The 23,065-nt window shown below is 66.7% G+C and carries 14 protein-coding genes; 13 read left to right on the forward strand and 1 reads right to left on the reverse strand.

The window, feature by feature from the left end; all coding sequences use genetic code 11:
• Positions 1–477: 477 nt before the first annotated feature.
• Positions 478–1,476: a GlxA family transcriptional regulator gene (locus ACNFIA_RS03490; protein ID WP_416782880.1), complete on the reverse strand. Its 999-nt coding sequence runs from the start codon at positions 1,474–1,476 to the stop codon at positions 478–480.
• A 225-nt stretch (positions 1,477–1,701) separates the two neighbouring features.
• Between ACNFIA_RS03490 and ACNFIA_RS03495 the strand changes: the two genes are divergently transcribed.
• The 13 genes from ACNFIA_RS03495 (at position 1,702) to ACNFIA_RS03555 (ending at position 23,042) form a co-directional block, all read left to right on the forward strand.
• On the forward strand, positions 1,702–2,640 hold the full coding sequence (locus ACNFIA_RS03495) for a choline ABC transporter substrate-binding protein (protein ID WP_259758249.1): 939 nt from the start codon (positions 1,702–1,704) through the stop codon (positions 2,638–2,640).
• A 72-nt stretch (positions 2,641–2,712) separates the two neighbouring features.
• Complete coding sequence (locus ACNFIA_RS03500; protein WP_259758248.1) at positions 2,713–3,597, forward strand: 3-keto-5-aminohexanoate cleavage protein; 885 nt, start codon at positions 2,713–2,715, stop codon at positions 3,595–3,597.
• Between the two features lie 115 nt (positions 3,598–3,712).
• Positions 3,713–4,678, forward strand: coding sequence for an L-carnitine dehydrogenase (locus ACNFIA_RS03505; RefSeq protein ID WP_416782882.1), 966 nt, complete (start codon positions 3,713–3,715; stop codon positions 4,676–4,678).
• Positions 4,679–4,867: 189 nt separating this feature from the next.
• Entirely contained in the window at positions 4,868–5,341 is a 474-nt protein-coding gene (locus ACNFIA_RS03510; protein WP_416782883.1) for a thioesterase family protein, read from the forward strand.
• 6 nt (positions 5,342–5,347) lie between these two features.
• Positions 5,348–6,280, forward strand: coding sequence for an alpha/beta hydrolase (locus ACNFIA_RS03515; RefSeq protein ID WP_416782884.1), 933 nt, complete (start codon positions 5,348–5,350; stop codon positions 6,278–6,280).
• A 10-nt stretch (positions 6,281–6,290) separates the two neighbouring features.
• Positions 6,291–7,469, forward strand: coding sequence for a gamma-butyrobetaine dioxygenase (locus ACNFIA_RS03520; RefSeq protein WP_416782885.1), 1,179 nt, complete (start codon positions 6,291–6,293; stop codon positions 7,467–7,469).
• Between the two features lie 548 nt (positions 7,470–8,017).
• Positions 8,018–8,266: a hypothetical protein gene (locus ACNFIA_RS03525; protein ID WP_416782887.1), complete on the forward strand. Its 249-nt coding sequence runs from the start codon at positions 8,018–8,020 to the stop codon at positions 8,264–8,266.
• Positions 8,267–8,457: 191 nt separating this feature from the next.
• Positions 8,458–10,134, forward strand: coding sequence for a ShlB/FhaC/HecB family hemolysin secretion/activation protein (locus ACNFIA_RS03530; RefSeq protein WP_416783017.1), 1,677 nt, complete (start codon positions 8,458–8,460; stop codon positions 10,132–10,134).
• A gap of 58 nt (positions 10,135–10,192) precedes the next feature.
• Positions 10,193–10,876: a CsgG/HfaB family protein gene (locus tag ACNFIA_RS03535; RefSeq protein ID WP_259758241.1), complete on the forward strand. Its 684-nt coding sequence runs from the start codon at positions 10,193–10,195 to the stop codon at positions 10,874–10,876.
• A 29-nt stretch (positions 10,877–10,905) separates the two neighbouring features.
• The gene (locus ACNFIA_RS03540; RefSeq protein WP_416783019.1) at positions 10,906–11,262 is read left to right on the forward strand and encodes a DUF4810 domain-containing protein; all 357 of its coding nucleotides are present in this window, start codon (positions 10,906–10,908) and stop codon (positions 11,260–11,262) included.
• Positions 11,262–11,924 carry a DUF799 domain-containing protein gene (locus ACNFIA_RS03545; protein WP_416783021.1) on the forward strand — a complete coding sequence of 221 codons (663 nt, stop codon included), beginning with the start codon at positions 11,262–11,264 and terminating at the stop codon, positions 11,922–11,924. Before ACNFIA_RS03540 ends, ACNFIA_RS03545 begins: the two co-directional genes overlap by 1 nt.
• Positions 11,925–12,048: 124 nt before the next feature.
• The gene (locus ACNFIA_RS03550) at positions 12,049–22,587 is read left to right on the forward strand and encodes a filamentous hemagglutinin N-terminal domain-containing protein (RefSeq protein WP_416782888.1); all 10,539 of its coding nucleotides are present in this window, start codon (positions 12,049–12,051) and stop codon (positions 22,585–22,587) included.
• Positions 22,587–23,042: a DUF6911 family protein gene (locus ACNFIA_RS03555; RefSeq protein ID WP_416782889.1), complete on the forward strand. Its 456-nt coding sequence runs from the start codon at positions 22,587–22,589 to the stop codon at positions 23,040–23,042. Before ACNFIA_RS03550 ends, ACNFIA_RS03555 begins: the two co-directional genes overlap by 1 nt.
• The last annotated feature ends 23 nt before the right edge of the window (positions 23,043–23,065 follow it).

A 23,065-nucleotide genomic window follows, 5' to 3' on the forward strand; every position in this document is an offset into this window, starting at 1 on the left:
CTCCAAAGGCGGTGAGGGGTGGGGTGCCTGGCGTCCATACTCCATCCGGCAGCCGGTAGGGTAAATGACGGCAATCCCACAGATATCGCCAATCGCTTTTGCTTTTCGTAGGAGCAACTGTCTTTATTTGAAACTTGGTACCGCCGATCTCCCTCTCCCTAACCCTCTCCCTGAAGGGAGAGGGGCTGACCGGCATCAAGCGGAACTCCGAGCTCGCCGGCGGCACTGGAAGGCTCCCTGTCCCTTCGGAGCGGGGCGCGCAGCCAGGGCGGGGGAGAGGGCTGACGTCCACGCAGGATTTTCCGGGTAGCAGCGGCCATTCAGACACGTAGGGCGCATCACCCGGAACGGGTTACCCGCCAGGGCGGCGGATAACGCCGTAGGCGTTATGCGCCCTACAGGGCTGATCGGCATCCAGCGAAACCCCGAGCTGGCCGGCGGCACCGGACGGCCCCCTCTCCCTTCAGGGGGGGACGCCTAGTTAGAGGGCTGGGGAGAGGGGCTTCTGGCCGCAGCGCCATGGCTGCCCGCCACCTTGCGCAACCCCACCCGGTCCTGGCTCGGGCACACCCCGAATTTCGCCCGGTAGCTGCGCGACAGGTAGGAGGGCGTCTCGAAGCCGCAGGCCACGCCGATCTCCAGCACGCTCATGTCGGTCTGGCGCAGCAGCTGGCGCGCCTTGTCCAGGCGCAGGCCGAGGTAGAAGTTCGACGGCGTATCGTTCAGGTGCAGGCGGAACAGGCGCTCCAGCTGGCGCCGGGTCACCTGGATGCGCTCGGCCAGCTCCAGCGTGGTCAGCGGCGGCTCGGTGTGGCGCTCCATCTCGCCGATCACCTGCACCAACTTGCGGTTGCTCACCCCGTAGCGGCTGGCGATCTGCAGACGCTGGTGGTCCTGGCGGGTGCGGATGCGCCCAACCACGAACTGCTCCGACACCTGCACCGCCAGCTCCGGCCCGTGGGCCTGGGCGATCAGGTCGAGCATCAGGTCGATGGAGGCCGTGCCGCCGGCGGAGGTGATGCGCGGGCCGTCGATCTCGAACAGCTCCTGGGTTGCCTGCACCTGTGGATAAGTCTCCCGGAAGGCGTCCAGCGCCTCCCAGTGCACCGTGCAGCGCTGGCGCTGCAGCAGCCCGGCCTCGGCCAGCACGAAGCTGCCGGTGTCGATGCCGCCCAGGGTCACGCCCTCGCGGTCCAGGCGCCTGAGCCAGTGCAGCAGCGCCGGCGTGCAGACGCGCAGCGGCTCGAAGCCGGCCACCACCAGCAGCGTGTCGCCCTCGCGCAGCGCTTCCAGGCCGCCGTCGGCGTTCATCGACATGCCATTGCTGGCCAGCACCGGGCCGCCGTCCAGGCTCATCAGGTGCCAGCGGTACAGCTCGCCGCGAAAGCGGTTGGCCACCCGCAGCGGTTCCACGGCGGAAACGAACCCCATCACGGAAAATCCGGGCAACAGCAGGAACCAGAAGTCTTGGGACATGGCGGGTACCGTGCGTTCGAGGGCGGCTTGATGGCAGCCTGCCCACACTTATGAACCAGGGACGTCGCCCTGGCAATCGGGGAGGTCGCTGCTGTGCAAGAGCTGGTCGCCGCAGTGCGATTCACCACCCCCGCAGCTGCGTAATTTGATCACCACGGCTCCCCGCGAAGGGCCGCATGACACAACAACGATAACCAACGCCGCAAAGGCCTTGAGGGAGAAGTCATGAAGCTAACGATCCAAGCGCTCGGCTGCGCCGCGCTCATGCTCGCCGCTACCACCAGTTGGGCCGCCGAGCCCGCCCAGTGCCAGAACGTGCGCATGGGCACCGTGAACTGGACCGACGTGGTGGCCAGCAGCGCCGTGGCCGAAGCCGTGCTCGGCGGCCTGGGCTACCAGGTCAAGCAGACCAGCGCCTCGCAACAGATCATCCTCGCCGGCATGGCCGACAAGCAGCTCGACGTCTTCCTCGGCTACTGGCAACCGACCATGCAGCCGGTGGCCAAGCCCTACCTCGACAAGCAGCAGATCGACGTCATCACCCCGCCGACCCTGCCCGATGCGCAATCCACCTACGCGGTGCCCACCTACGTCTACGACGGCGGCCTGAAGACCTTCGCCGACATCGCCAAGTTCAAGGACAAGCTGGACAACAAGATCTACCTGATCGAGCCCGGCAGCGGTTCCAACCGCATCACCGCGGACATGATCGCCAAGGACAAGTTCGGCCTGAAGGGCTTCCAGATCGTCGAGTCCAGCGAGGCCGGCATGCTCACCGCGGTCAAGCGCGCCATCAAGCGCAAGCAGTGGGTGGTGTTCTTCGGCTGGAAGCCGCACCCGATGAACCTGCAGATCGACATGAAATACCTCACCGGCAGCGACGACGTGTTCGGCCCCAACGAAGGCTCCGCCACCGTCTCGATCATGACCGCCGGGGGCTACCAGGCGCAGTGCGGCAACGTCGCCAAGCTGCTGCACAACCTCAAGTTCACCAGCGAGCAGGTGAGCCAGGTGATGGTGCCGATCCTCGACCGCAGCCAGCCGGTGGATGCCGCCAAGGCCTGGCTGAAACAGAACCCCGAGCCGCTCAAGGCCTGGCTCGAGGGCGTGACCACCTTCGATGGCAAGGACGGCCTCGCCGCCGTCCAGGCGTCGCTGAAGTAACCCACTACCCGCCACTCCCTGCGCGTTGCCCGCGCGCAGTGGAGGCGTTCGACCCGAAGAAGGACTGCCACCGTGAACTATGAAGTGATCGTCACCTGCGCGGTGACCGGCGCCGGCGACACCGTCGGCAAGCACCCGGCGATTCCCGTCACCCCGAAGGAAATCGCCGCCGCCGCCATCGAGGCCGCCAAGGCCGGCGCCACTGTCGCCCACTGCCACGTCCGCGACCCGCTGACCGGCAAGCCCAGCCGCGACGTGAACCTCTACCGCGAAGTGGTCGAGCGCATCCGCGAGAGCGACACCGACGTCATCATCAACCTCACCGCCGGCATGGGTGGCGACCTGCAGATCGGCCAGGGCGAGCAGCCGCTGGAGTTCGGCGCCGGCACCGACCTGGTCGGCCCGCTGGAGCGCCTCAAGCACGTCGAGGAACTGCTGCCGGAAATCTGCACCCTGGATTGCGGCACCCTGAACTTCGGCGACGGCGACTTCATCTACGTCTCCACCCCGGCCCAACTGCGCGCCGGCGCCAAGCGCATCACCGAGCTGGGGGTGAAGGCCGAGCTGGAAATCTTCGACACCGGCCACCTCTGGTTCGCCAAGCAGATGCTCAAGGAAGGCCTGCTGGAAGACCCGCTGATCCAGATCTGCCTGGGCATCCCGTGGGGCGCCCCGGCCGACACCACCACCATGAAGGCCATGGCCGACAACATCCCCGACGGCCTGACCTGGGCCGGCTTCGGCATCGGCCGCGCGCAGATGCCCATGGTTGCCCAGGCCATGCTGCTGGGCGGCAACGTGCGGGTCGGCCTGGAAGACAACATCTGGCTGGACCGCGGCGTGCACGCCAGCAACGGCCAGCTGGTCGAGCGCGCCATCGAGATCATCCAGCGCCTGGGCGGCCGCGCCCTGACCCCGGCCGAAGGGCGCAAGAAGATGAACCTCAAGCCGCGCTGATCCGCCGCGCCGAACTGCTCCCGTAGGAGCGGACCTTGTCCGCGAATGCCCCCGCAGGGGGCCCGTTCGCCCACCGGCCCGCTCCCGCCCAACGCCCCTATCCGCTGGAGTCGCCATGTCCTTCATCACCCACATCAAAACCTTCGCCGCCCTCGGCAGCGGCGTCATCGGCAGCGGCTGGGTCGCCCGCGCCCTGGCCCACGGCCTCGACGTCATCGCCTGGGACCCGGCGCCCGGCGCCGAAGCCGCGTTGCGTGCGCGCGTCGCCAATGCCTGGCCGGCGCTGGAAAAGGCCGGCCTCGCCCCCGGCGCCGCGCAGGATCGCCTGCGCTTCGTCGCCACCATCGAAGAGTGCGTGCGCGATGCCGACTTCATCCAGGAAAGCGCCCCCGAACGCCTCGACCTGAAATGCGAGCTGCACGCCAAGATCAGCGCCGCCGCCAAGCCCAATGCGCTGATCGGCTCCAGCACCTCGGGCCTGCTGCCCAGCGAGTTCTATGCCGATGCCACGCACCCCGAACGCTGCGTGGTCGGCCACCCGTTCAACCCGGTGTACCTGCTGCCGCTGGTGGAAGTGGTGGGCGGCGCGAAGACCTCGCCCGACGCCGTGCAGGCCGCCATCCAGGTCTACGAATCCCTCGGCATGCGGCCGCTGCATGTGCGCAAGGAAGTCCCCGGCTTCATTGCCGACCGCCTGCTCGAAGCCCTCTGGCGCGAAGCGCTGCACCTGGTCAACGACGGCGTCGCCAGCACCGGCGAGATCGATGACGCCATCCGCTTCGGCGCCGGCCTGCGCTGGTCCTTCATGGGCACCTTCCTCACCTACACCCTGGCCGGCGGCAACGCCGGGATGCGCCACTTCATGGCCCAGTTCGGTCCGGCACTGCAACTGCCCTGGACCTACCTGCCGGCCCCGGAGCTGACCGAGACGCTGATCGACCGCGTCGTCGAAGGCACCGCCGAACAGCAGGGCAGCCGCAGCATCGCCGAGCTGGAACGCTACCGCGACGACTGCCTGCTGGCGGTGCTCGGCGCGATCAAGGACACCAAGACCAAACACGGCTTCGCCTTCGCCGACTAAGAACCTGCCAGGATTGGCTGCGCGTCGGCATGACGGCGTTGAGGAACAGGCGGTGACTGCTCCTCGTCGTGTCCTGCTCTAGCTCGCGAAATCCTGATCAGGTTCTACCCTCGTTACTTCAACATGCTCCGAACCGCCCCCTCTCCCTCTGGGAGAGGGCTGGGGTGAGGGCCTGACGGACGCGAAACCATGCACGCCCTGAAAACCTACGAAACCCCCATCCTCGCCGAGTGGACCGACTACAACGGCCACCTGCGCGATGCCTTCTACCTGCTGCTGTTCAGCTACGCCACCGACGCCCTGATGGACCACCTGGGCCTCGACGCCGACCACCGCGCAGCGACGAACGACTCGCTGTTCACCCTGGAAGTGCACCTGAACTACCTGCACGAGGTGAAGGAGGGCGAGCAGGTCGAGGTGCGCACCCAGCTGATCGCCCACGACCGCAAGCGCCTGCAGGTTTTCCACAGCCTGCACCGCGCCAACGAAGACCTCGCCCTGGCCGCCAGCGAGCAGATGCTGCTGCACGTCAACCTCGACGGCGGCGCGCGCTCGGCGCCCTTCGAAGGCGTGGTGCTGGAGCGTGTGCTGGCGCTGGCCGAAGCCCATCGCCCATTGCCGCGCCCGGACTACGTCGGCCGCGTCATCGGCCTGCCGGGCTGAGCGGCCATGAGCCGGCGCTATCCGCTGTCCGATGCCATGCAGGCCTTCGTCGCGGAGACGCAGGCGCACCCGCTGGAAGGCCCCACGCTGGCCGCCCAGCGCGACAACTACGAGTGCATGGCGGCCGCCTTCGCCCCGCCGGTCCCGCCCGGGCTGCTGGTCCGCGACGCGCACCCCGAAGGCCTGGTCGAACTGCGCCTCTACCGGCCCGAAGGCACGCCGCCGGCCGATGGCTGGCCCACCGTGTTCTACATCCACGGCGGCGGCTGGGTCCTGGGCAACGCCCGCACCCACGACATGATCTGCATTCCCCTGGCCGCCGAACTCGGCGCGCTGGTGATTGCCCTCAGCTACCGGCTGGCGCCGGAGCACCCTTATCCCGCGGCACTGAACGACTGCCTGGACGTGTGGCACCGCCTGCTCGCGGACGGCCTCGGCGAGGCTGTGGATAAAACCCGTGTCGCGGTGGCGGGCGACAGCGGCGGCGCCAACCTCGCTGCCGCGCTGTGCCTCGCGTTGCGCGGCCGCGGCGAACCGCTGCCGCTGGCCCAGGCGCTGATCTACCCGGCGCTGGGCAACCTCGACACACCCTCGCGCACCACCTGCGCCGACGCGCCGCTGATGACCAGCGCCGCGGTGGACGGCTACCTCGCCGCCTACCTCTCGCGCCCCGCCGACTGGCGCGACCCGCTGGCGCTGCCGCTGCTGGCCGAAGACCTCGGCGGCCTGCCGCCGGCCTTCATCGCCGTCGCCCAGTTCGACCCGTTGCGCGACGACGGCGCGCTGTACCGCGACCGCCTGCGCGAAGCCGGCGTAGCGGTGGATTACTTCCCCGGTGCCGGGCTGGTCCACGGCTGCCTGCGCGCTCGCCGCGTGGCCGAAGTGGATGCCCTGCGCGGCGCCCTGATCGCGGCCTTGCGCCGCAGCCTGAGTCGATGAGGAGCAACGCATGCAGACCACGCAGGACAACCCCGCCGTCGCCGACTGGCGCACCTACCGGCTGACCGCCGAGCTGGCCAGCCTGCGCCCGCTCGACAATCGTCTGGAAGTGCTCTGGGCCGACGGCCGCGTCAGCCCCTTCCACCATCAGTGGCTGCGCGACAACTGCCCGTGCGGCGAGTGCGTCTACAGCGTCACCCGCGAGCAGGTGCTGGAGATCATCGACGTGCCGGCGAGCCTCGCCCCGGCCCGCGCCAGCCTCGACCAGGGCCAGCTGTGTGTCGACTGGCAGGACGGCCACCGCAGCCGTTTCGACCCCGGCTGGCTGCGCGCCCACGCCTATGACGACGAGTCCCGCGCGGAGCGCCTGGCCGCGCACCAGACCACCCGCGTCTGGCGCCGCGATGTCGACATCCCGGTGTTCCAGCACGACCAGCTGATGGAGGACGACACGGCGCTGCTGGAGTGGATGCTCGCCCTGCGCGACCTCGGCCTCAGCCGCGTGGACGGCGTGCCCACCGCGCCCGGCTCCCTGCACCGCATCGCCCAGCGCATCGCCTTCATCCGCGAGACCAATTTCGGCGTGCTGTTCGATGTTAAGTCCAAGGCCCAGGCCGCCGACAGCAACGCCTACACCGCCTTTAACCTGCCGCTGCACACCGACCTGCCGACCCGCGAGCTGCAACCGGGGCTGCAGTTTTTGCACTGCCTGGTCAACGACGCCGATGGCGGCGACAGCCTCTTCGTCGACGGCTTCGCCATCGCCCAGGCACTGCGCGACGAAGCGCCGGACGACTTCCGCACGCTGTGCGAGATGCCCATCGAATTCCGCAACAAGGACCGCCGCAGCGACTACCGCTGCCTGGCGCCGGTGATCGCGCTGGACGCGCGCGGCGAGATCAGCGAAATCCGCATCGCCAACTTCCTGCGCGGCCCCTTCGATGCGCCGGCCGAGCGCATGGACGCGCTGTACCACGCCTGGCGCGCGTTCCTCACGCTCACCCGCGACCCGCGCTTTGGCGTGCAACAGAAGCTGCGCGCCGGGCAGATGTGGTGCTTCGACAACCGCCGCACCCTGCACGCCCGCACCGCCTTCGACCCGGCCAGCGGCGAGCGGCACCTGCAGGGCTGCTACATCGACCGCGACGAACTGCTCTCGCGCATCCTGGTGCTGCAGCGCGAGCGCTGAGTTTGGCGAAGCAACTGTGTGCTTCTTCTGAAAGTTCGTGCCTGGATTATCCCTCTCCCTAACCCTCTCCCTGAAGGAAGAGGGGACGGTTCCGTGCCCGATGACGCCGTGGCATCACCCGGCACTGGCAGCTCCCTCTCCCTTCAGGGAGAGGGCGGGGGAGAGGGCTGACGCGTGCGCTGTACCTCCCCGTGTAGGAGCGAGCTTGCTCGCGAACCGCCCCGCTCTGAAGCCACCGGACAGCCCATAGGCGAGCAAGTCCCCCTCGCTCCTACGAAAATCCAGACAAAAAAAATCCCCTGCGGCGCCCGACGCGCGGCAGGGGACAAATCGAGCCGGATCAGGCTCTCAGTGTGCGAGGCCCCGCCACTGGCGCCGGTGCCGGCTGCGGGGTATGGAATCCAGTCTGCGCGCCGCGCCGCTTCCCCGGTTAGCCGAAAACGACCTGCGCGTGCCCGCCGCGGACATTCCGTCGGCGGGGTGCTTGCCGTGCCCCGTCTGGCTTACCAGAATCGAGGCAGACCCCACCGCCGCCAAGGAGACCCGCGATGATGCACGCCGACCTGATCGACCAGGACGATTTCCGCGAACGCCTGCAGGCGTTGGGCTTCGCCGTGCCGCCGGCCGTCACCGCCGAGCAGGCCTGCGAATACGCCGTGCGCGGCCTGACCCCCGAGCGCTCCCTGGCGCTGCGCCGCCTGGTGGAAGAAATGCTTGCCGGCAATGCCACCCTGCTGCCGGCCGTGCGCGAGGCGATTTCCCGGCAATTGCTGCCGGCGCTGGTGCCCAAAGTGTGACAATCACCTGCGCAGCCACCTGATTTTTGTGCGCCACTTCTCCCAAAAATTGGGAAATGGATTACAGTTCGTCGGGATGGTGGCCTAAGGGCATCATGTATCAAATATGATCCAATCCGTTTTTTCGGATGAACTGGCCGCCAGGCCAGATGACAGGGATCGTAAGGATGCATGCTCTACACCGTGGCTGGATGCCCGTCCTGGCATTCTGCTGTGCCTCGGCAAGCTTTGCCGCGCCACTCCCCTCGCCGGGTGACAACGACCTTCAGCGCCAGCGCCAGGAACAATTGCTGCGCGAACAGCGCCAGCGCCTCGAAGAGCTCCAGCAGCTCCCCGGCAAGGCGCCGGCCGAGGCGCCGTCCACCACCGCGCCGGATACCCGTTGCTTCACCATCCGCGCCATCACCCTCGAAGGCGCCGAGCACCTCGACGCGCGCGCGCGGGAGGCGTTGCTGGCGCCCTATCGCGATCAGTGCCTGGGCGTGAACCAGCTCAACGAGCTGCTCAAGCGCATCACCGACAACTACCTGAGCCGCGGCTTCGTCACCACGCGCGCCTACCTGCCGCAGCAGGACCTCTCCAGCGGCGAGCTGAAGATCATCGTGGTCGAGGGCCGCTTCGAGGGCTTCGACCAGTCGGAGCTGGCCAGCGAGCGCGAACTGGCGATGACCTTCCCCGGCGCCACCGGCGAGGTCCTGAACCTGCGCGACCTGGAGCAACTGGTGGACCAGATCAACCGCCTGCCCTCGCGCCAGGCGCAGATGGAACTGGTGCCGGGCAAGGACGTGGGCGGCAGCCGCGTGCAGCTCAAGGGCGAGCGCAGCAAGCCCTGGCGCGTCTCCGCCAGCCGCGACAACAACGGCGACTCCACCTCCGGCGAACAGCAGGCCGGCGTCGGCCTCGACTGGGACAGCCCGCTGGGCCTGGCCGACCAGTTCGGCCTGCGCTACGGCCAGGACGTGGTCAGCGACCACTGGAGGCACTCCGACAACCAGAGCCTGTGGTACAGCGTCCCCTACGGCTGGTGGACCTTCAACTACAGCTACAGCCGCAACTACTACCGCACGCGCAATGAGGACGCCGGCTTCGCCTTCAAGTACGACGGCGACAACGAGACCCACCAGCTGGGCGCCCAGCGCGTGCTGTTTCGCGACGACGTGAGCAAGACCGGGGTCAGCTTCGGCCTCAGCCACCAGCGCACGCGCAACTACATCGACGACACCCTGCTCGACGTCTCCAGCACCCACCTCAGCGAATTCAACCTGGGCTTCAACCATGGCCGGCGCGTCGGCAGCGCCTTCGTCAACGCCGACATCGGCTGGCAGCGCGGCGTCGGCGCTTTCGGCGCGCAGAACGACGACCCCGATGCCGTCCACGGCAGCCCCACCGCCCGCTACAACAAATACAGCCTGACCCTGAGCTACCTGCAGCCCTTCACGCTGTGGGACCAAGCCTTCAGCTTCGAGAGCCTCGCCACCGGCCAGCACAGCGAGGACGTGCTCTACAGCCCGCAACGCATCAGCCTGGGCGGCCTGAGTTCGATCCGCGGTTTCAAGGACCAGACGCTCTCCGGCGACTCCGGCTACTACTGGCGCAACCAGCTGCGCTGGCGCCGCGCCGTGACCTGGGAGCCGCTGCTGCCCTGGGTGCAGGAGTACGGCGTGGCCTACGCCTACGACGTCGGCGCCATCGAGCACGGCCGCTACAACCCCGGCCTTTCCGGACGCATGAGCGGCCACGGCGTGGAATTCAGCGCCCGCGGGCAATACGCCGCCGCCTCCGTGACCCTGGCGCGCTCGCTGGAGCGCCCGGACATCATCGAGCGCCGCGAGCACCCGGTGTATTTCCGCGTCGACCTGTTCTTCTGAGCCAAGGAAGAGGCGCCCAGGCGCCCCTTGGCCAGCCTGATTTTTCAAGGAGAGTGACATGAAACACAGCGTAAGAGATGCAGTCCTGCCGATCCTGGCGGCTGTCGCGGTGGCCGGGTTGTCGGGCTGTGCCACCGAGACGTCCACTGCATTGCCGGTACAGCAGGTCGAAAGCGTCAGCCGCCCCTATAGCGGTGTGCGTTCGCCCATCGCCGTCGGCAAGTTCGACAACCGCTCCAGCTACATGCGCGGCATCTTCTCGGACGGCGTCGACCGGCTCGGCGGCCAGGCCAAGACCATCCTCATCACCCACCTGCAGCAGACCAACCGGTTCACCGTGCTGGACCGCGACAACATGGGTGAGATCCAGCAGGAAGCGGCCATCAAGGGCCAGGCGCAGCGCCTGAAAGGTGCGGACTACGTGGTGACCGGCGACGTCACCGAGTTCGGCCGCAAGGAAGTCGGCGACCGCCAGCTCTTCGGGATTCTCGGGCGCGGCAAGACCCAGGTGGCCTACGCCAAGGTGGCGCTGAACATCGTCAACATCTCCACCTCCGAGGTCGTCTATTCGTCCCAGGGCGCCGGCGAGTACGCCTTGTCCAACCGCGAGATCATCGGCTTCGGCGGTACCGCCAGCTACGACTCCACGCTCAATGGCAAGGTCCTCGACCTGGCGATGCGCGAGGCGGTGAACAAGCTGGTCAACGCTGTCGACAGCGGTGCGTGGAAGCCGCAGAACTGAATCAGGGAAGGTAGGAAATGACCATGGACATGGTACGCAAGACAGTCGCCTGCGCAGCTGCGTTGGCGGGGACCCTGGCGCTGGGCGGCTGCGCGGGGAAGAAGACGATGTATCAGTGGGAAGGCTATCAGGAGCAGGTCCACGAGTACTTCACCGGCGACTCGAAGGAGTCCCAGCTGGAGGCGCTGGAAGCGGACCTGCAGAAGATCAAGGCCAAGAACGGCGCCGTGCCGCCGGGCTATCACGCGCAGCTCGGGTTGCTCTACTCCAGCCTCGGCAAGCAGGACCAGACGGTTCGCGAATTCGAGACCGAGAAGGCGTTGTTCCCGGAGTCCGCCACCTACATGGACTTCCTCCTGAAGAACGCCCGCGGAGGTGCCCAATGATGCGCGCCAGCCTTGCCCGGCTCGTCATGGGCCTCTCGCTGCTGACCCTGCTCGCGGGGTGTGCGCCGACCAAGACCGTCGATTACTCGGCATACAAGCAGGCCAAGCCGCGCTCGATCCTGGTGCTGCCGCCGCTGAACGAATCGCCCGATGTGAAGGCGACCTACAGCATGCTCTCGCAGGTGACCTACCCCTTGGCCGAGGCTGGCTACTACGTGGTGCCCGTGGCGCTGGCGGACGAGACCTTCCGCCAGAACGGCCTGAGCAATGCCGGGGATATCCACCAGGTGTCCCCGGCCAAGCTGCGGGAAATCTACGGCGCCGACGCCGGGCTCTACGTCACGGTCAGCGAGTACGGCACGCAATACCGGGTGATCAGCAGCGCCACCATCGTGACGGCCACCGCCAAGCTGGTCGATCTCAAGAGCGGCACCACGCTGTGGACCGGCTCCGCCACGGCCTCCAGCGAGGAAGGCAACAACGGCAACAACGGTGGCCTGGTCGGCATGCTGATCACCGCCGCGGCGAAGCAGATCATCAGCAGCTCGGTGGACGACGCGGGTTATCCCATCGCCGGGATGACCAGCGCGCGCTTGCTTTCGGCCGGGCGGCCGGCGGGCCTGCTGTACGGTCCGCGCTCACCGAAATATGGCAGCGACTGACCCGCGTGCCGGCGCTCGCTCCTGAGCGCCGGCACCCTGCCTGTGCAATGCGGCCGGCGGTAGCCGGCCGGTCAAGTTTCGATCTGAACAACCTTGCCGCTGCAGGGTCGTGAAGGAGTCATACATGGACGTACGCCACCCGCTGTATCAAGCCATCGCCAGTGTCCTGGCCGGCATCCTGATCCTCAATCCCATCGTCGCGGCAGCGGCCGAGCTGGCGGTGGACGCGGCAGCCGGTGGCAATTCGCACCTGGGCGCGGCGGGCAATGGCGTACCCGTGGTGAACATCGCCACGCCCAACGGCGCGGGCCTCTCGCACAACAAGTTCACCGACTACAACGTCGGGCAGAACGGCCTGATCCTCAACAACGCCACCGGCAAGACGCAGTCCACGCAGCTGGGCGGGATCATCGTCGGCAACCCCAACCTCAAGGGCGGCGCGGCGCAGAAGATCCTCAACGAAGTCACCGGGGCCAACCCCTCGCAGCTGCGCGGTTACACCGAAGTGGCCGGCCAGTCCGCCCATGTCATCGTCGCCAACCCCCACGGCATCACCTGCAACGGCTGCGGCTTCATCAACACCCCGCGCGCCACGCTGACCACCGGCAAGCCGATGATGGACGGCGAGCGCCTGCGCGGCTACGACGTCGACGGCGGCGAGATCGCCATCGAAGGCGCCGGCCTCAACGCCAGCAACCTCGACCAGTTCGAACTGATCACCCGCAGCGCCAAGCTCAACGCCGACCTTTACGCCAAGCAGCTCACGGTGGTGGCCGGGCGCAACCAGGTGGACGCCGAAACCCTCGCCGCCAGCGCCAAGGCCGATGACGGCAGCGCCAAGCCGCAACTGGCCATCGACAGCTCGGCGCTGGGCGGCATGTACGCCGGCGCCATCCGCCTGGTGGGCACCGAGCAGGGCGTGGGCGTGAAGCTGGCCGGCAACATGGCCGCCAGCGGCGGCGACATCCAGATCGATGCCAATGGCCAACTGAGCCTGGCGCAGACCAGCACCGCCGGCAGCCTGCGCGCCAAGGCCAGCGACATCGCGCTCACCGGCCCGACTTACGCGACGGGCAGCGCCGAACTGAGCGCCAACGGCCAGCTCAGCAACAGCCAGAGCCTCGCTGCCGGCCAGCGTGTTGCGCTGACCGCCGCGCAGGTCAGCAACAGCGGTGTGGTCGAAGCCGGCGTCAACCCGGACAACAGCCGCAACGCCCAGGGCGACGTGGCCATCACCGCGCAGAACCTGCGCAACAGCGGCAGCGTGGTCGCCAGCCGCAACCTCGATGCCACCGCCAGCGGCACCCTGGACAACCAGGGCGGCGCGCTCAAGGGCGCCGACACCCGCGTCAGCGCCGCCAGCCTGGACAACCGCCAGGGGCGCCTGCTGGCGAGCAACCAGCTGAACCTGAACGCCGCGCGCCTGGACAACCGCAACGGTCAGGCCGTCGCCAACCGCCTTCAGGTCACCGGTGGCGCGCTGGACAACCGTCTCGGACTGTTCTCTGCCGAGCAGTCGCTGGACTTCACCCTCGACAGCCTCGACAACAGCGGCAAGGGCAACCTGCTCAGCAATGGCACCCTGCAGGCCCGCGTCCAGCAGACGCTCGACAACCAGGGCGATGGCCTGGTCTCGGCCAAGGCCGCGCTCGGCGTGCAGGCTGGCAGCCTCGACAACCGGGGCGGGCTGGTGGTCGGTGATGCGGGCGTCACCCTCTCCGGCGCCAGCCTGAACAACAGCGCGCTGGGCGTGATCAGCAGCCTGGGCGAGCTGAAGATCGACGTCGGCCAGCTGGACAACAGCCAGCGCGGCGCTCTCGACAGCGGCGCGGCACTGCGCCTGAATGCCGGTCAGGTGAACAATACCCAGGGCAGCGTGAGCGCCAAGGGCGACCTGCAGGCCAAGGCGGACAGCTTCAGCCAGCAGGGCGGCGAACTGCTTGCCCAGGGCGCGCTGAACCTCGAAGCCGGGCAGCTGGACAACCGCAACGGCGGCCTCGTCGCCGCCAACAACGGCGTCACGGTAAAAGGCACCGGCCTGCTCAACCAGGGCGGTGAAATGTCCAGCCGCAACAAGGTCGCGGTGCAGGCTGCCAGCCTGGACAACGGCGCCGGCAAGGTCATCGGCGACGCCGGCCTGGATGTGCAGGTGCAGCGCATCGCCAACCGTGCCGGCACCCTGGCCGGCCGCGACGGCCTGAGCGTGACCGGGCAGAGCCTGGACAACAGCCAGGGCGGCCGGGTGAGCAGCCAGACGAGCGTCTGGCTGCAACTAGCCGGCGCCCTCGACAACAGCGGCAATGGCTCCGTGCTGAGCCAGGGCGGCCTGACCCTCCATGCCGGCAGCCTCGATAACCGCGGCGGCGCGGTCTCCAGCGCCGGCCTGCTGTTCTCCCGCCTGGCCGGCGCCCTCGACAACCGTGGCGGCAAGCTGCTCAGCGACGGCAGCATCGACCTCGCCGGTGCCGACCTGAACAACGCCGGCGGCGTACTCAGCGCCGCTGGCGACATCAGCGTGCAGGGCGCCAGGCTCGACAACAGCCAGCAGGGGCGCATCGTCACCGACGCCGCCATCCACCTCGCCACCGCCCAGCTGGATAACAGCCAGGGCGGCAGCCTGTCCGCCCGCGGCGTCATCGATGGGCGGGTCACTGGCCTCGACCAGCACGGCGGCGGCCAGTTGATCGGCCAGGGCGGTGTCGACCTCGACCTGCAGGGCGGCGCCCTGAACAACGCCGGCGGTCTGCTCGGCAGCCCCGGCCAACTGTTGCTGCGCAACGTCGCCAGCCTCGACAACCGCGGCGGAGAAATCTCCAGCGAGCGTGCCTTCGCCATCTCCACCGGGGCGCTGCTCAACCAGGGCGGCAAGATTCTCTCCGGCGACCGTCTGACTCTTACCAGCGGCGCGCTGAACAACAGCAACGCCGGGGTGCTCTCCGGCAACAACGGCCTCAGCGTCACTGCCGCCAGCCTGGACAACAGCCAGGGCGGCACCCTCGCCAGCCGAGCCGACCTGCTGCTGCGCAGCCAGGGCGCGCTGGACAACCACGGCGACGGCGCGCTGGTCGCCGGCGGCAAGCTCGATGTCGGCAGCGCCAGCCTGAACAACCAGGGCGGGCTGCTTTCCGCCAGCGGCGACCTGCTGCTGGCCACCGGCGCCACCGACAACCGCGACGGCCGCCTGCTCGCCCAGGGCCGTCTCGACGCCAGTACCGCCGACCTCGACAACCGCGACGGCGTGATCAGCGGCGCGCAAGGGCTCGACCTTGGCTCCGGCAACCTCCTCAACGGCGCCAGCGCCGCCGGCAAACCTGGCGGGCTGATCACCAGCCAGGGCGCGCTGACCCTGCGCGGGGGCAAGCTCGAATCCACCCTCGGCGGGGAAATCTCCGCCAAAGGCGACCTGCACCTGATCGTCGCCCAACTGATCCAGCGCCAGGCCGCACTGATCGGCGAAGGCAAGGTCACCCTCGACCTGAGCGACGGTGCCCAGCGCGGCGACTTCGACAACCGCGGCGGCCTGCTCAGCGCAGCCGGCGCCCTGCAGATCAACGGCCTGGGCAACCTGGACAACCGGGGCGGGGAAATCTCCGCCAGCCAGGGCTTCGTCCTCACTGCCAGTGGCACCCTCGACAACGGCGACAGCGGGCGGATCATCAGCGCCGGCCAGCTCGTGCTGAACGCAAACGCACTGCGCAACGCCAACCAGGGCCTGCTCTCCGGCTGGCAAGGCCTGGCGGTCAACGCCGCCAGCCTGGACAACAGCGCCAGCGGCACACTCTCCAGCCGCGATGGCGCGCTGGCCCTGACGGTCAGCGGCGCGCTCGACAACCACGGCGCTGGCGCGCTGGTCAGCAAAGGCAACCTCACTCTCGACGCCGGTAGTTTGAACAACGCCGGCGGCATCGTTTCCACCCAGGGCGGGCTCGGCCTGACCGTGGGCGGCGACGTGGACAACAGCAACGGCGGCCTGCTCAGCGCCCAGGGCGGCCTGACCGGCAGCGCCAAGGCTGTGGATAACCGTGGCGGGCAGATCAGCGCCGCCAGCATCGACTACGACGCCGCCAGCCTGAACAACGGCGGCGGCAGCCTGGTCAGCCAGGGCGCTCTGCGCCTGGGTCTGCTCGGCGCGCTGCTGAACAACGGCGCCGGCTCGAAGATCGCCAGCGGCGGCCCGCTCAACCTGAGCGTCGGCAGCCTGGAAAACCGTGGCGGCCAGCTCGCCAGCCAGGGGCTGCTCAAGGTTCTTGCCGGGCGCTTCGACAACAGCGCCGGCGGTACCGTGGCGGCGCAGAACGACCTGACCCTGCAGCTCACCGCCGAGTTGCTCAACGGCCAGGACGGCCTGGTGTTCAGCAAGTCCGGCCAGCTCGACGTCACTGCCGCCAGCCTCGACAACGCCGGCGGCACCCTGCAGGGCCAGGGCGATACCACCCTCCGCGCCGCGGGCGCCGTCGGCAACCAGAAAGGTCGCATCATCAGCCAGACCGGCCAGCTCGACCTGGGCAGCGCCAGCCTCGACAACAGCGGCGGTGGCGTCATCAACGCCGCCAACGGCAACCTCAAGCTGGTCACCGGCCAGTTCAGCAACAACGCCGGCACCACCCAGGCCAACGCCATCGATATCACCGCCACGGCCGGCATCGACAACCGCGCCGGCCACCTCTCGGCGGTCAGCGGTGACAACCGCATCAGCACCACCGATTTCAACAACCAGGGCGGCGGCCTCTATGCCGGCAACCTGCTCTACCTGCGCGGCAACCAGCTGCTCAACGGCGGCGCCGCCCTCGACCAGGGCGGCAAGATCGGCGCCGGCACTCTCGATGCCAGTCTGAATGGCGCGTTGAACAACCAGTTCGGCCTGATCGAAAGCAGCGGTAACCTGACCCTCGGCGCGGCCAGCATCCACAACGTGCTGGGCGCCATTCGCGCGCTCGGCCAGGCGCCCGGCAGCCTCTTGCGCGCGGCCAGCCCGAGCCAGATGACGATCGTCAGTGGCGGTCTGCTCAACAACAACCTCGGCCGTATCGAAAGCGCCACCCAGGACCTGACCCTGCAGACCGGCGCCCTGCAGAATGGCGGCGGCAACGTGCTCCACGTCGGCACCGGCACCTTTGGCATCGACCTCGCCCAGGCCGGCCAGGCCGGCGGCAACTTCACCTCCAACGGCAGCCTCACCTACCAGGCCGCCAGCTGGACCAACAACGCCATCATCCAGGCGCGCAACCTGGAGCTGGATATCGGCCAGCTCAACCAGGGCGTAACCGGCCAGCTGCTGGCTGCGCAGAGCTTCGTCGGCCGCGGCGGCAACTGGGTCAACGATGGGCTGATTGCCAGTGATGGCACGCTCGACCTCAACCTGAGCGGCAACTACACCGCCGATGGCCGCCTGAGCAGCCTGGGCACACTGACCCTCGGCGCGGGCTACATCGGTATCGGCCAGAGCGGCAGCATTGGAGGCGGTGGCGCGACGACCCTGATCAGCAGCGGCACCCTCGACAACGGCGGTCGCCTGACCGCCACCCAGGACCTGCGCGTCAGCGCCGCCAGCCTCAACAACCGCGGCACCCTCGGCAGCGCCAACAGCCTGTACCTGGGAGCCGGTAACCTGCTTAACGAAAACGGCCTGATCTTCAGCGGTGGCAACCTGCAGCTGCGCACGCAGAATTTCACCAACCGCAATGCCGATCTCTACAGCCTTGGCACCTTGCATATAGCGGGCAACGACCAGGACGGCTGGGCCAGCAGCGTGCAGAACATCTCCGGCAGCTTCGAAAGCGCTGGTGCCATGACCCTGCTGGTGCAGGACTTCGACAACCGCCGTGCCGACGATTTCCAGATTGGTGAGCGCATCGTTTCCGGCAGTATCCAGTTCAAGTACGACGACGTCTGCGACGGCAAGGGTTGCGAGGTTCACTTCCTCTCCCAGGAGCGTTCCGAGGATGTGATCCTCAAGGATGCGCCCCAGGCGTCGATCACCGCCGGCGGGGATTTCCGCTTCCGCGGCGGTTCCTTTGACAACCTCTACAGCAGCATCGGCTCGGGTGGAAACATCGACATCCAGACGGCCACCTTCCGCAACCAGGGTGCCGCCGGTGGGGTCGAGCGCCACTACAACGCCGAGTTCTACACCCGCAACGACAATGAGTACTGGGCCTTCCGCGCCAACAAGGACCTCTACAACCGTTACAACGACCCGAACTCCCCGGACTACGACCCCGGCCGCCTGACCCGCCAGCAGGTCTTCGAATCCGCCGGCTACCCGGGCGGCTTCTTCAACATCACTACCTCCGAAGTGGCCGTCTCCGGTACGCCCGCCGCCTCCGCGGTGATCCAGGCCGCCGGCGACGTGACGATCAACGCCAGCCAGAGCTTCGACAACAGCGTGGTGAAGCGCGACGCCGGTGCGCAGACCATCAGCCCGCGGGACGTTGGCGTCGCCAATGGTGCCGCCACCGTCCAACTGGCGATCACCTCGCAGTTGCCGCCGGACCTCGCACAGAAGCAGGTCAATCCAGTCACTCTGCCGGGCTTCAGCCTGCCGCAGGGCGAAAACGGCCTGTTCCGTCTCAGCGGCCAGGGCGGCGCCGGCGGCAGTACCGGCGCAGTGCAGGGCGCTGGCGATCTCAGCTTCAGCGGACAGACCATCAGCGCCGCGCAGCGCGAGCGGAGCCTCGACGGTGCTGCGCCTGGTACGAACAGTATTGCCGTGGGCGGCAATGTCGCCGCCGCTGACGCCCAGCCGGGCGCGGCCCTCAACGTTCCTCGTGTACAGGGCCTGCCCAGCAACGCTACGCCGGACAACAGCCACAAGTACCTGATCGAGACCAACCCGGAACTGACCAACCTGAAGAGCTTCCTCGGCTCCGACTACCTGCTCGGCCAGTTGGGTTACGACCCGGACAAGGCCCAGAAGCGCCTCGGCGATGGCCTCTACGAACAGCGTCTGATCCAGCAGGCGGTGGTCGCCCGCACCGGCCAGCGCTACATCGACGGTATGGCCAGCGACGAAGCCCTGTTCAAGTACCTGATGGACAATGCCATCGCCTACAAGGACAGCCTCCAGCTGCAACTGGGAGTCGGCCTTTCTGCCGCCCAGGTCGCTGCACTGACCCATGACATCGTCTGGCTTGAAGAGGCGACCATCAACGGTGAAAAGGTCTTGGTGCCGGTGCTCTACCTGGCCCAGGCCGAGGGCCGCCTGGCTGCCAATGGTGCCCTGATCATGGGCAACGACCTATCCCTGATCAGTGGCGGCAACCTGACCAACCAGGGCACCCTGCGCGCCAGCGGCGACCTCGCCGCCAGCGCCGCCAACATCAACAACAGCGGCCTGATTGAAGCCGGCAACCGCCTCGACCTGCTTGCCGTCGGCAACATCCGCAATGCCGCCGGCGGCATCATCAGCGGTCGCGACGTCAGCCTCACCGCGCTGACTGGCGACGTCATCAACGAGCGCAGCATCACCTCGGTCGATGCCAGCAACGACGCCCATCGCATCCACAAGGAAATCGCCAACAACGCCGCCCGTATCGAAGCCCGCGGCGACCTGGAGATCACCGCCGGCCGCGACCTGATCAGCGCCGGCAGTGTCATCCAGGCTGGCGGCAATGCCGACCTTACCGCCGGGCGCGACCTGCGCCTGGAGGCTGCACAGGAAACCGACAGCTTCGACTTCCGCAGTCGCCGCGTCACCGGCAACGTCACCAGTGTTACCCAGCACGCCAGCGAGGTGCAGGTTGGCGGCAACCTCGAACTCAACGCCGGCCGTGACCTCAGCGCTGTTGCCAGCCGCATCGATGCTGCTCGCGATATCGCCATGAGCGCCGGCCGCGACGTGGTCCTCGCCTCCGCCGCCAACGAAGAGCACAGCGACGCCAAGTACAAGGGCGGCGGCAAGAAGGTCACCACCCAGGAAGACCATGTCGGCCAGCACGCCACCGAGGTCAAGGCCGGTGGCGACGTCCTGATCAGCGCAGGCGAAAACCTCACCCTCGTCAGCAGCAAGATCGGCGCCGGCAACGAAGCCTACCTGGTCGCCGGCGACAAGATCGAACTGCTCGCCGCCAACGACAGCGACTACTCGCTCTACGACATGGAGGAAAAGGGCAGCTGGGGCAAGAAGAAGACCCAGCGCGACGAAGTCACCGACGTTCGCGCCGTGGGCAGCGAAATCAGCGCCGGCTCCGACATCACCCTGCTCAGCGGCGGCGACCAGAAGTACCAGGCCGCCAAGCTGGAGAGCGGCAACGACATCGCCATGGTCAGCGGCGGAGCGGTGACCTTCGAAGCGGTCAAGGACCTGCACCAGGAAAGCCACGCCAAGAGTGACAGCGACCTGGCCTGGAGCAGCTCCAAGGGCGAGGGCAAGACCGACGAGACGCTGCGCCAGACCCAGATGATCGCCCAGGGCAACATCGCCATCAAAGCGGTCGACGGCCTGAAGATCGACTACAAGCACATCGACCAGAAGACCGTCAGCCAGGCCATCGATGCGATGGTGCAGGCCGATCCTAGCCTGGCCTGGATCAAGGATGCCGAGGCGCGCGGAGATGTGGATTGGCGGGCGGTGAAGGAGATCCACGACTCGTACAAGTACAGCAATTCGGGGATGGGGCAGGGCACCATGCTGGTGGTGGCCATCGTCGTTGCAGTTGCGACTTATGGAGCGGCTAGTGCGGCGATCGGTACTGCAGCGGCGGGGTCCAGTGCGGGAGCGGCGGGGGGCGCGTTGTCAGCCGGTACGGCTGCGACGGCCACGAGCGCAGCTACTTCTGCCGGTTGGGCCAACGTCGCCCTCGCCGCTGGTGCGGCCTCGCTGGCGTCCACTGGCGCGGTCAGCACCATCAACAACAAGGGCAATATTGGCCAGGGTCTGAAGGACACCCTGAGCAGCGACAGCCTCAAGCAAGCCATGATCGCCGCCGGTGTCGCGGGCTTCATGAGCGCGTACGGCAACAGTTGGTTCGGCACCAAAACCGATCCGATCAACAATACGACGACCTCCCCCGGCGTATCGACTGGTACAGGATCCAGCGCAGGTGGGGCAGCCGGTGCGGCCAACGGTGCCAAGATCGTCAAAGACCTGGGCACCTGGGCCCGTTTCGTTGGCTCACAAGCCACTCAGGGCGCGCTCACCGGTGCCGCCAACGAGGCGCTGGGGCAAGGTAACTTCGGTGATGCCATGCAGGGCGCGTTGTACAACGTCCTGCAAGCCAGTGCCTTCGATTTCGTGGGCGCCAGGGGCTATAAGGGTGGTGAAGCCCAGAACATCGCCGCGCACGCCCTGGCTGGTGGCCTGCTGGCCGAAGCCATGGGCGGCGACTTCAAGACCGGAGCATTTGCCGCCGGTGCCAGCGAAGCCATGGTCAATGAGCTGCAGAGCGGCTTCCTGAGCGGTGACACCGAACAGGCCAAGCGCCTGCAACAAGCCGCCGCGCAGATCGTCGGCATCGTTGCCGCGGCGGGCGTGAATGGCGATGTGCAGATGGGTGGGGACATCGCCAAGAGCGGCATGGCGTACAACCGGCAGTTGCATCCGGAGGAGGTACGGAAAGCCAAGGAACTGGCCAAGGAGTTTGCAGAAGAGCTCGGCATTTCAGAGCAAGATGCGGAAGCGCGCCTGTTAGTCCAGGGCCAGCGCAATACCGATCAGCAGTTCGCCCAGAACCACGCTGGCTTTGACGAAGCCGCCAACAACTTCTTGAGACAGAACTCCAGTGTATTCGTTGATGAAGGGGGTCGGCAGACGCTGATGTTTGCGCCGGGTAGCCCGGAGGCATACCGGGATCCGACGATGTATGCCGAAACCTGGACCAAATACACCAATGAATACGCTGCCATGCAGGGAGCCGCGCCTCAGCAAACTCAGAATGAGCGTCTATGGGCTGCCTGGAAAGAGTCCCTCGCGACTGGCGCGGCAGGTATGGGTAAAGGAACAGCCAACCTGCCCGGTGACATGGCCAACGGCGCCACGGGCTGGGTTGAAGACTTCCTGCATCTGAATCCCAGCAGCATTCCGAAATTCCAGCAATGGATGAGCTACGATAACGAAACCGAGCAGGAAGTCGGGGCAGCAACTCAGCAGTTCATCAGTAATGCCATGGCTGTAGGTGGTTCTGTTGCGGGATCGCTTGCGAAGGGGAGCGGGGCCGCTGCCGCTGCAAACGGGGCGGCTGAGGTGCCTGCCACTTCTGCAATAGCACGGGAGGGCTTGTATAACGATTTGCGAGCCGCCCAAGCGCAAGACAAGCTTATTGGCACGACTTTGCCTGGTGCGATAGCTCCGGTTACGGTTACAGCGGAAGGTAGTGTAGGTGGAAAAGTGCTGGTTGATACTAACCAGACGGCGCGCCCAGCCATTGCTGCCGACCCAAATAAGCCAACTCTTATTGCGGACCTGATTCCACCGGGAAAACCAAACTCTACGATGGCTAACGCTCACGCGGAGCTTGCAGTGATTCAAAGGGCGTACGACTCTGGGTTAACGCAAGGGAAGAATATGTCCATTGTTGTTCGTGGTGAGGAAGTATGCTCATTCTGCCAGTCCTCTACTAATATACTGGCTGCCGCCGAGCGCTCAGGCCTGAATAGCCTGAAGTTGATCGAGGCCAAAACAGGAAATATCTTCACATGGACACGTGGTGTTGAAGGATGGCAATGATGAGCGATTGCGAAAAAGTCTCAGGGGCCAATCTTGAGCTGTGTTGGGGCGATAATTTATCGACCTCGCTGGCAATTACAGTTGAGCAGCCAGTCTGGGAAAGTATCGAGAGGGGAATTTTTGAATCTTTCAACTCTGGCGGATTTGTCAGGTTACGAGTCTTAAGTCCTAAGACTTCTTTTGTTAGCCAGCTGTCTATGAAGTCATGGCGCGGAATGTTTAGGGTGGAAGTTCTAACTCGCTCATCCAACCCCAAGGATGAATATCTTGAGTGGTGGGAGGCGGGAAATACTTCTTTTAGAGGGACGGTTCGATTCGGTGACGAGGAGTTCGACTCTCGAATGATTTGTACTGATATTTCGGTAGCTAACGATATTTTCAAAGAGCTTTATGAGAAAGGCGACTTGGAGATGGGGTTGGCTCAAATGCGGTCCCCATGGAATCCAAAACCATAAACTGCAAAATGGAATTCTAATAA

Origin of the sequence: Pseudomonas sp. NY15437, from assembly GCF_048068435.1 — a bacterium.
In the GTDB taxonomy this organism is placed as follows: domain Bacteria; phylum Pseudomonadota; class Gammaproteobacteria; order Pseudomonadales; family Pseudomonadaceae; genus Pseudomonas; species Pseudomonas nitroreducens_B.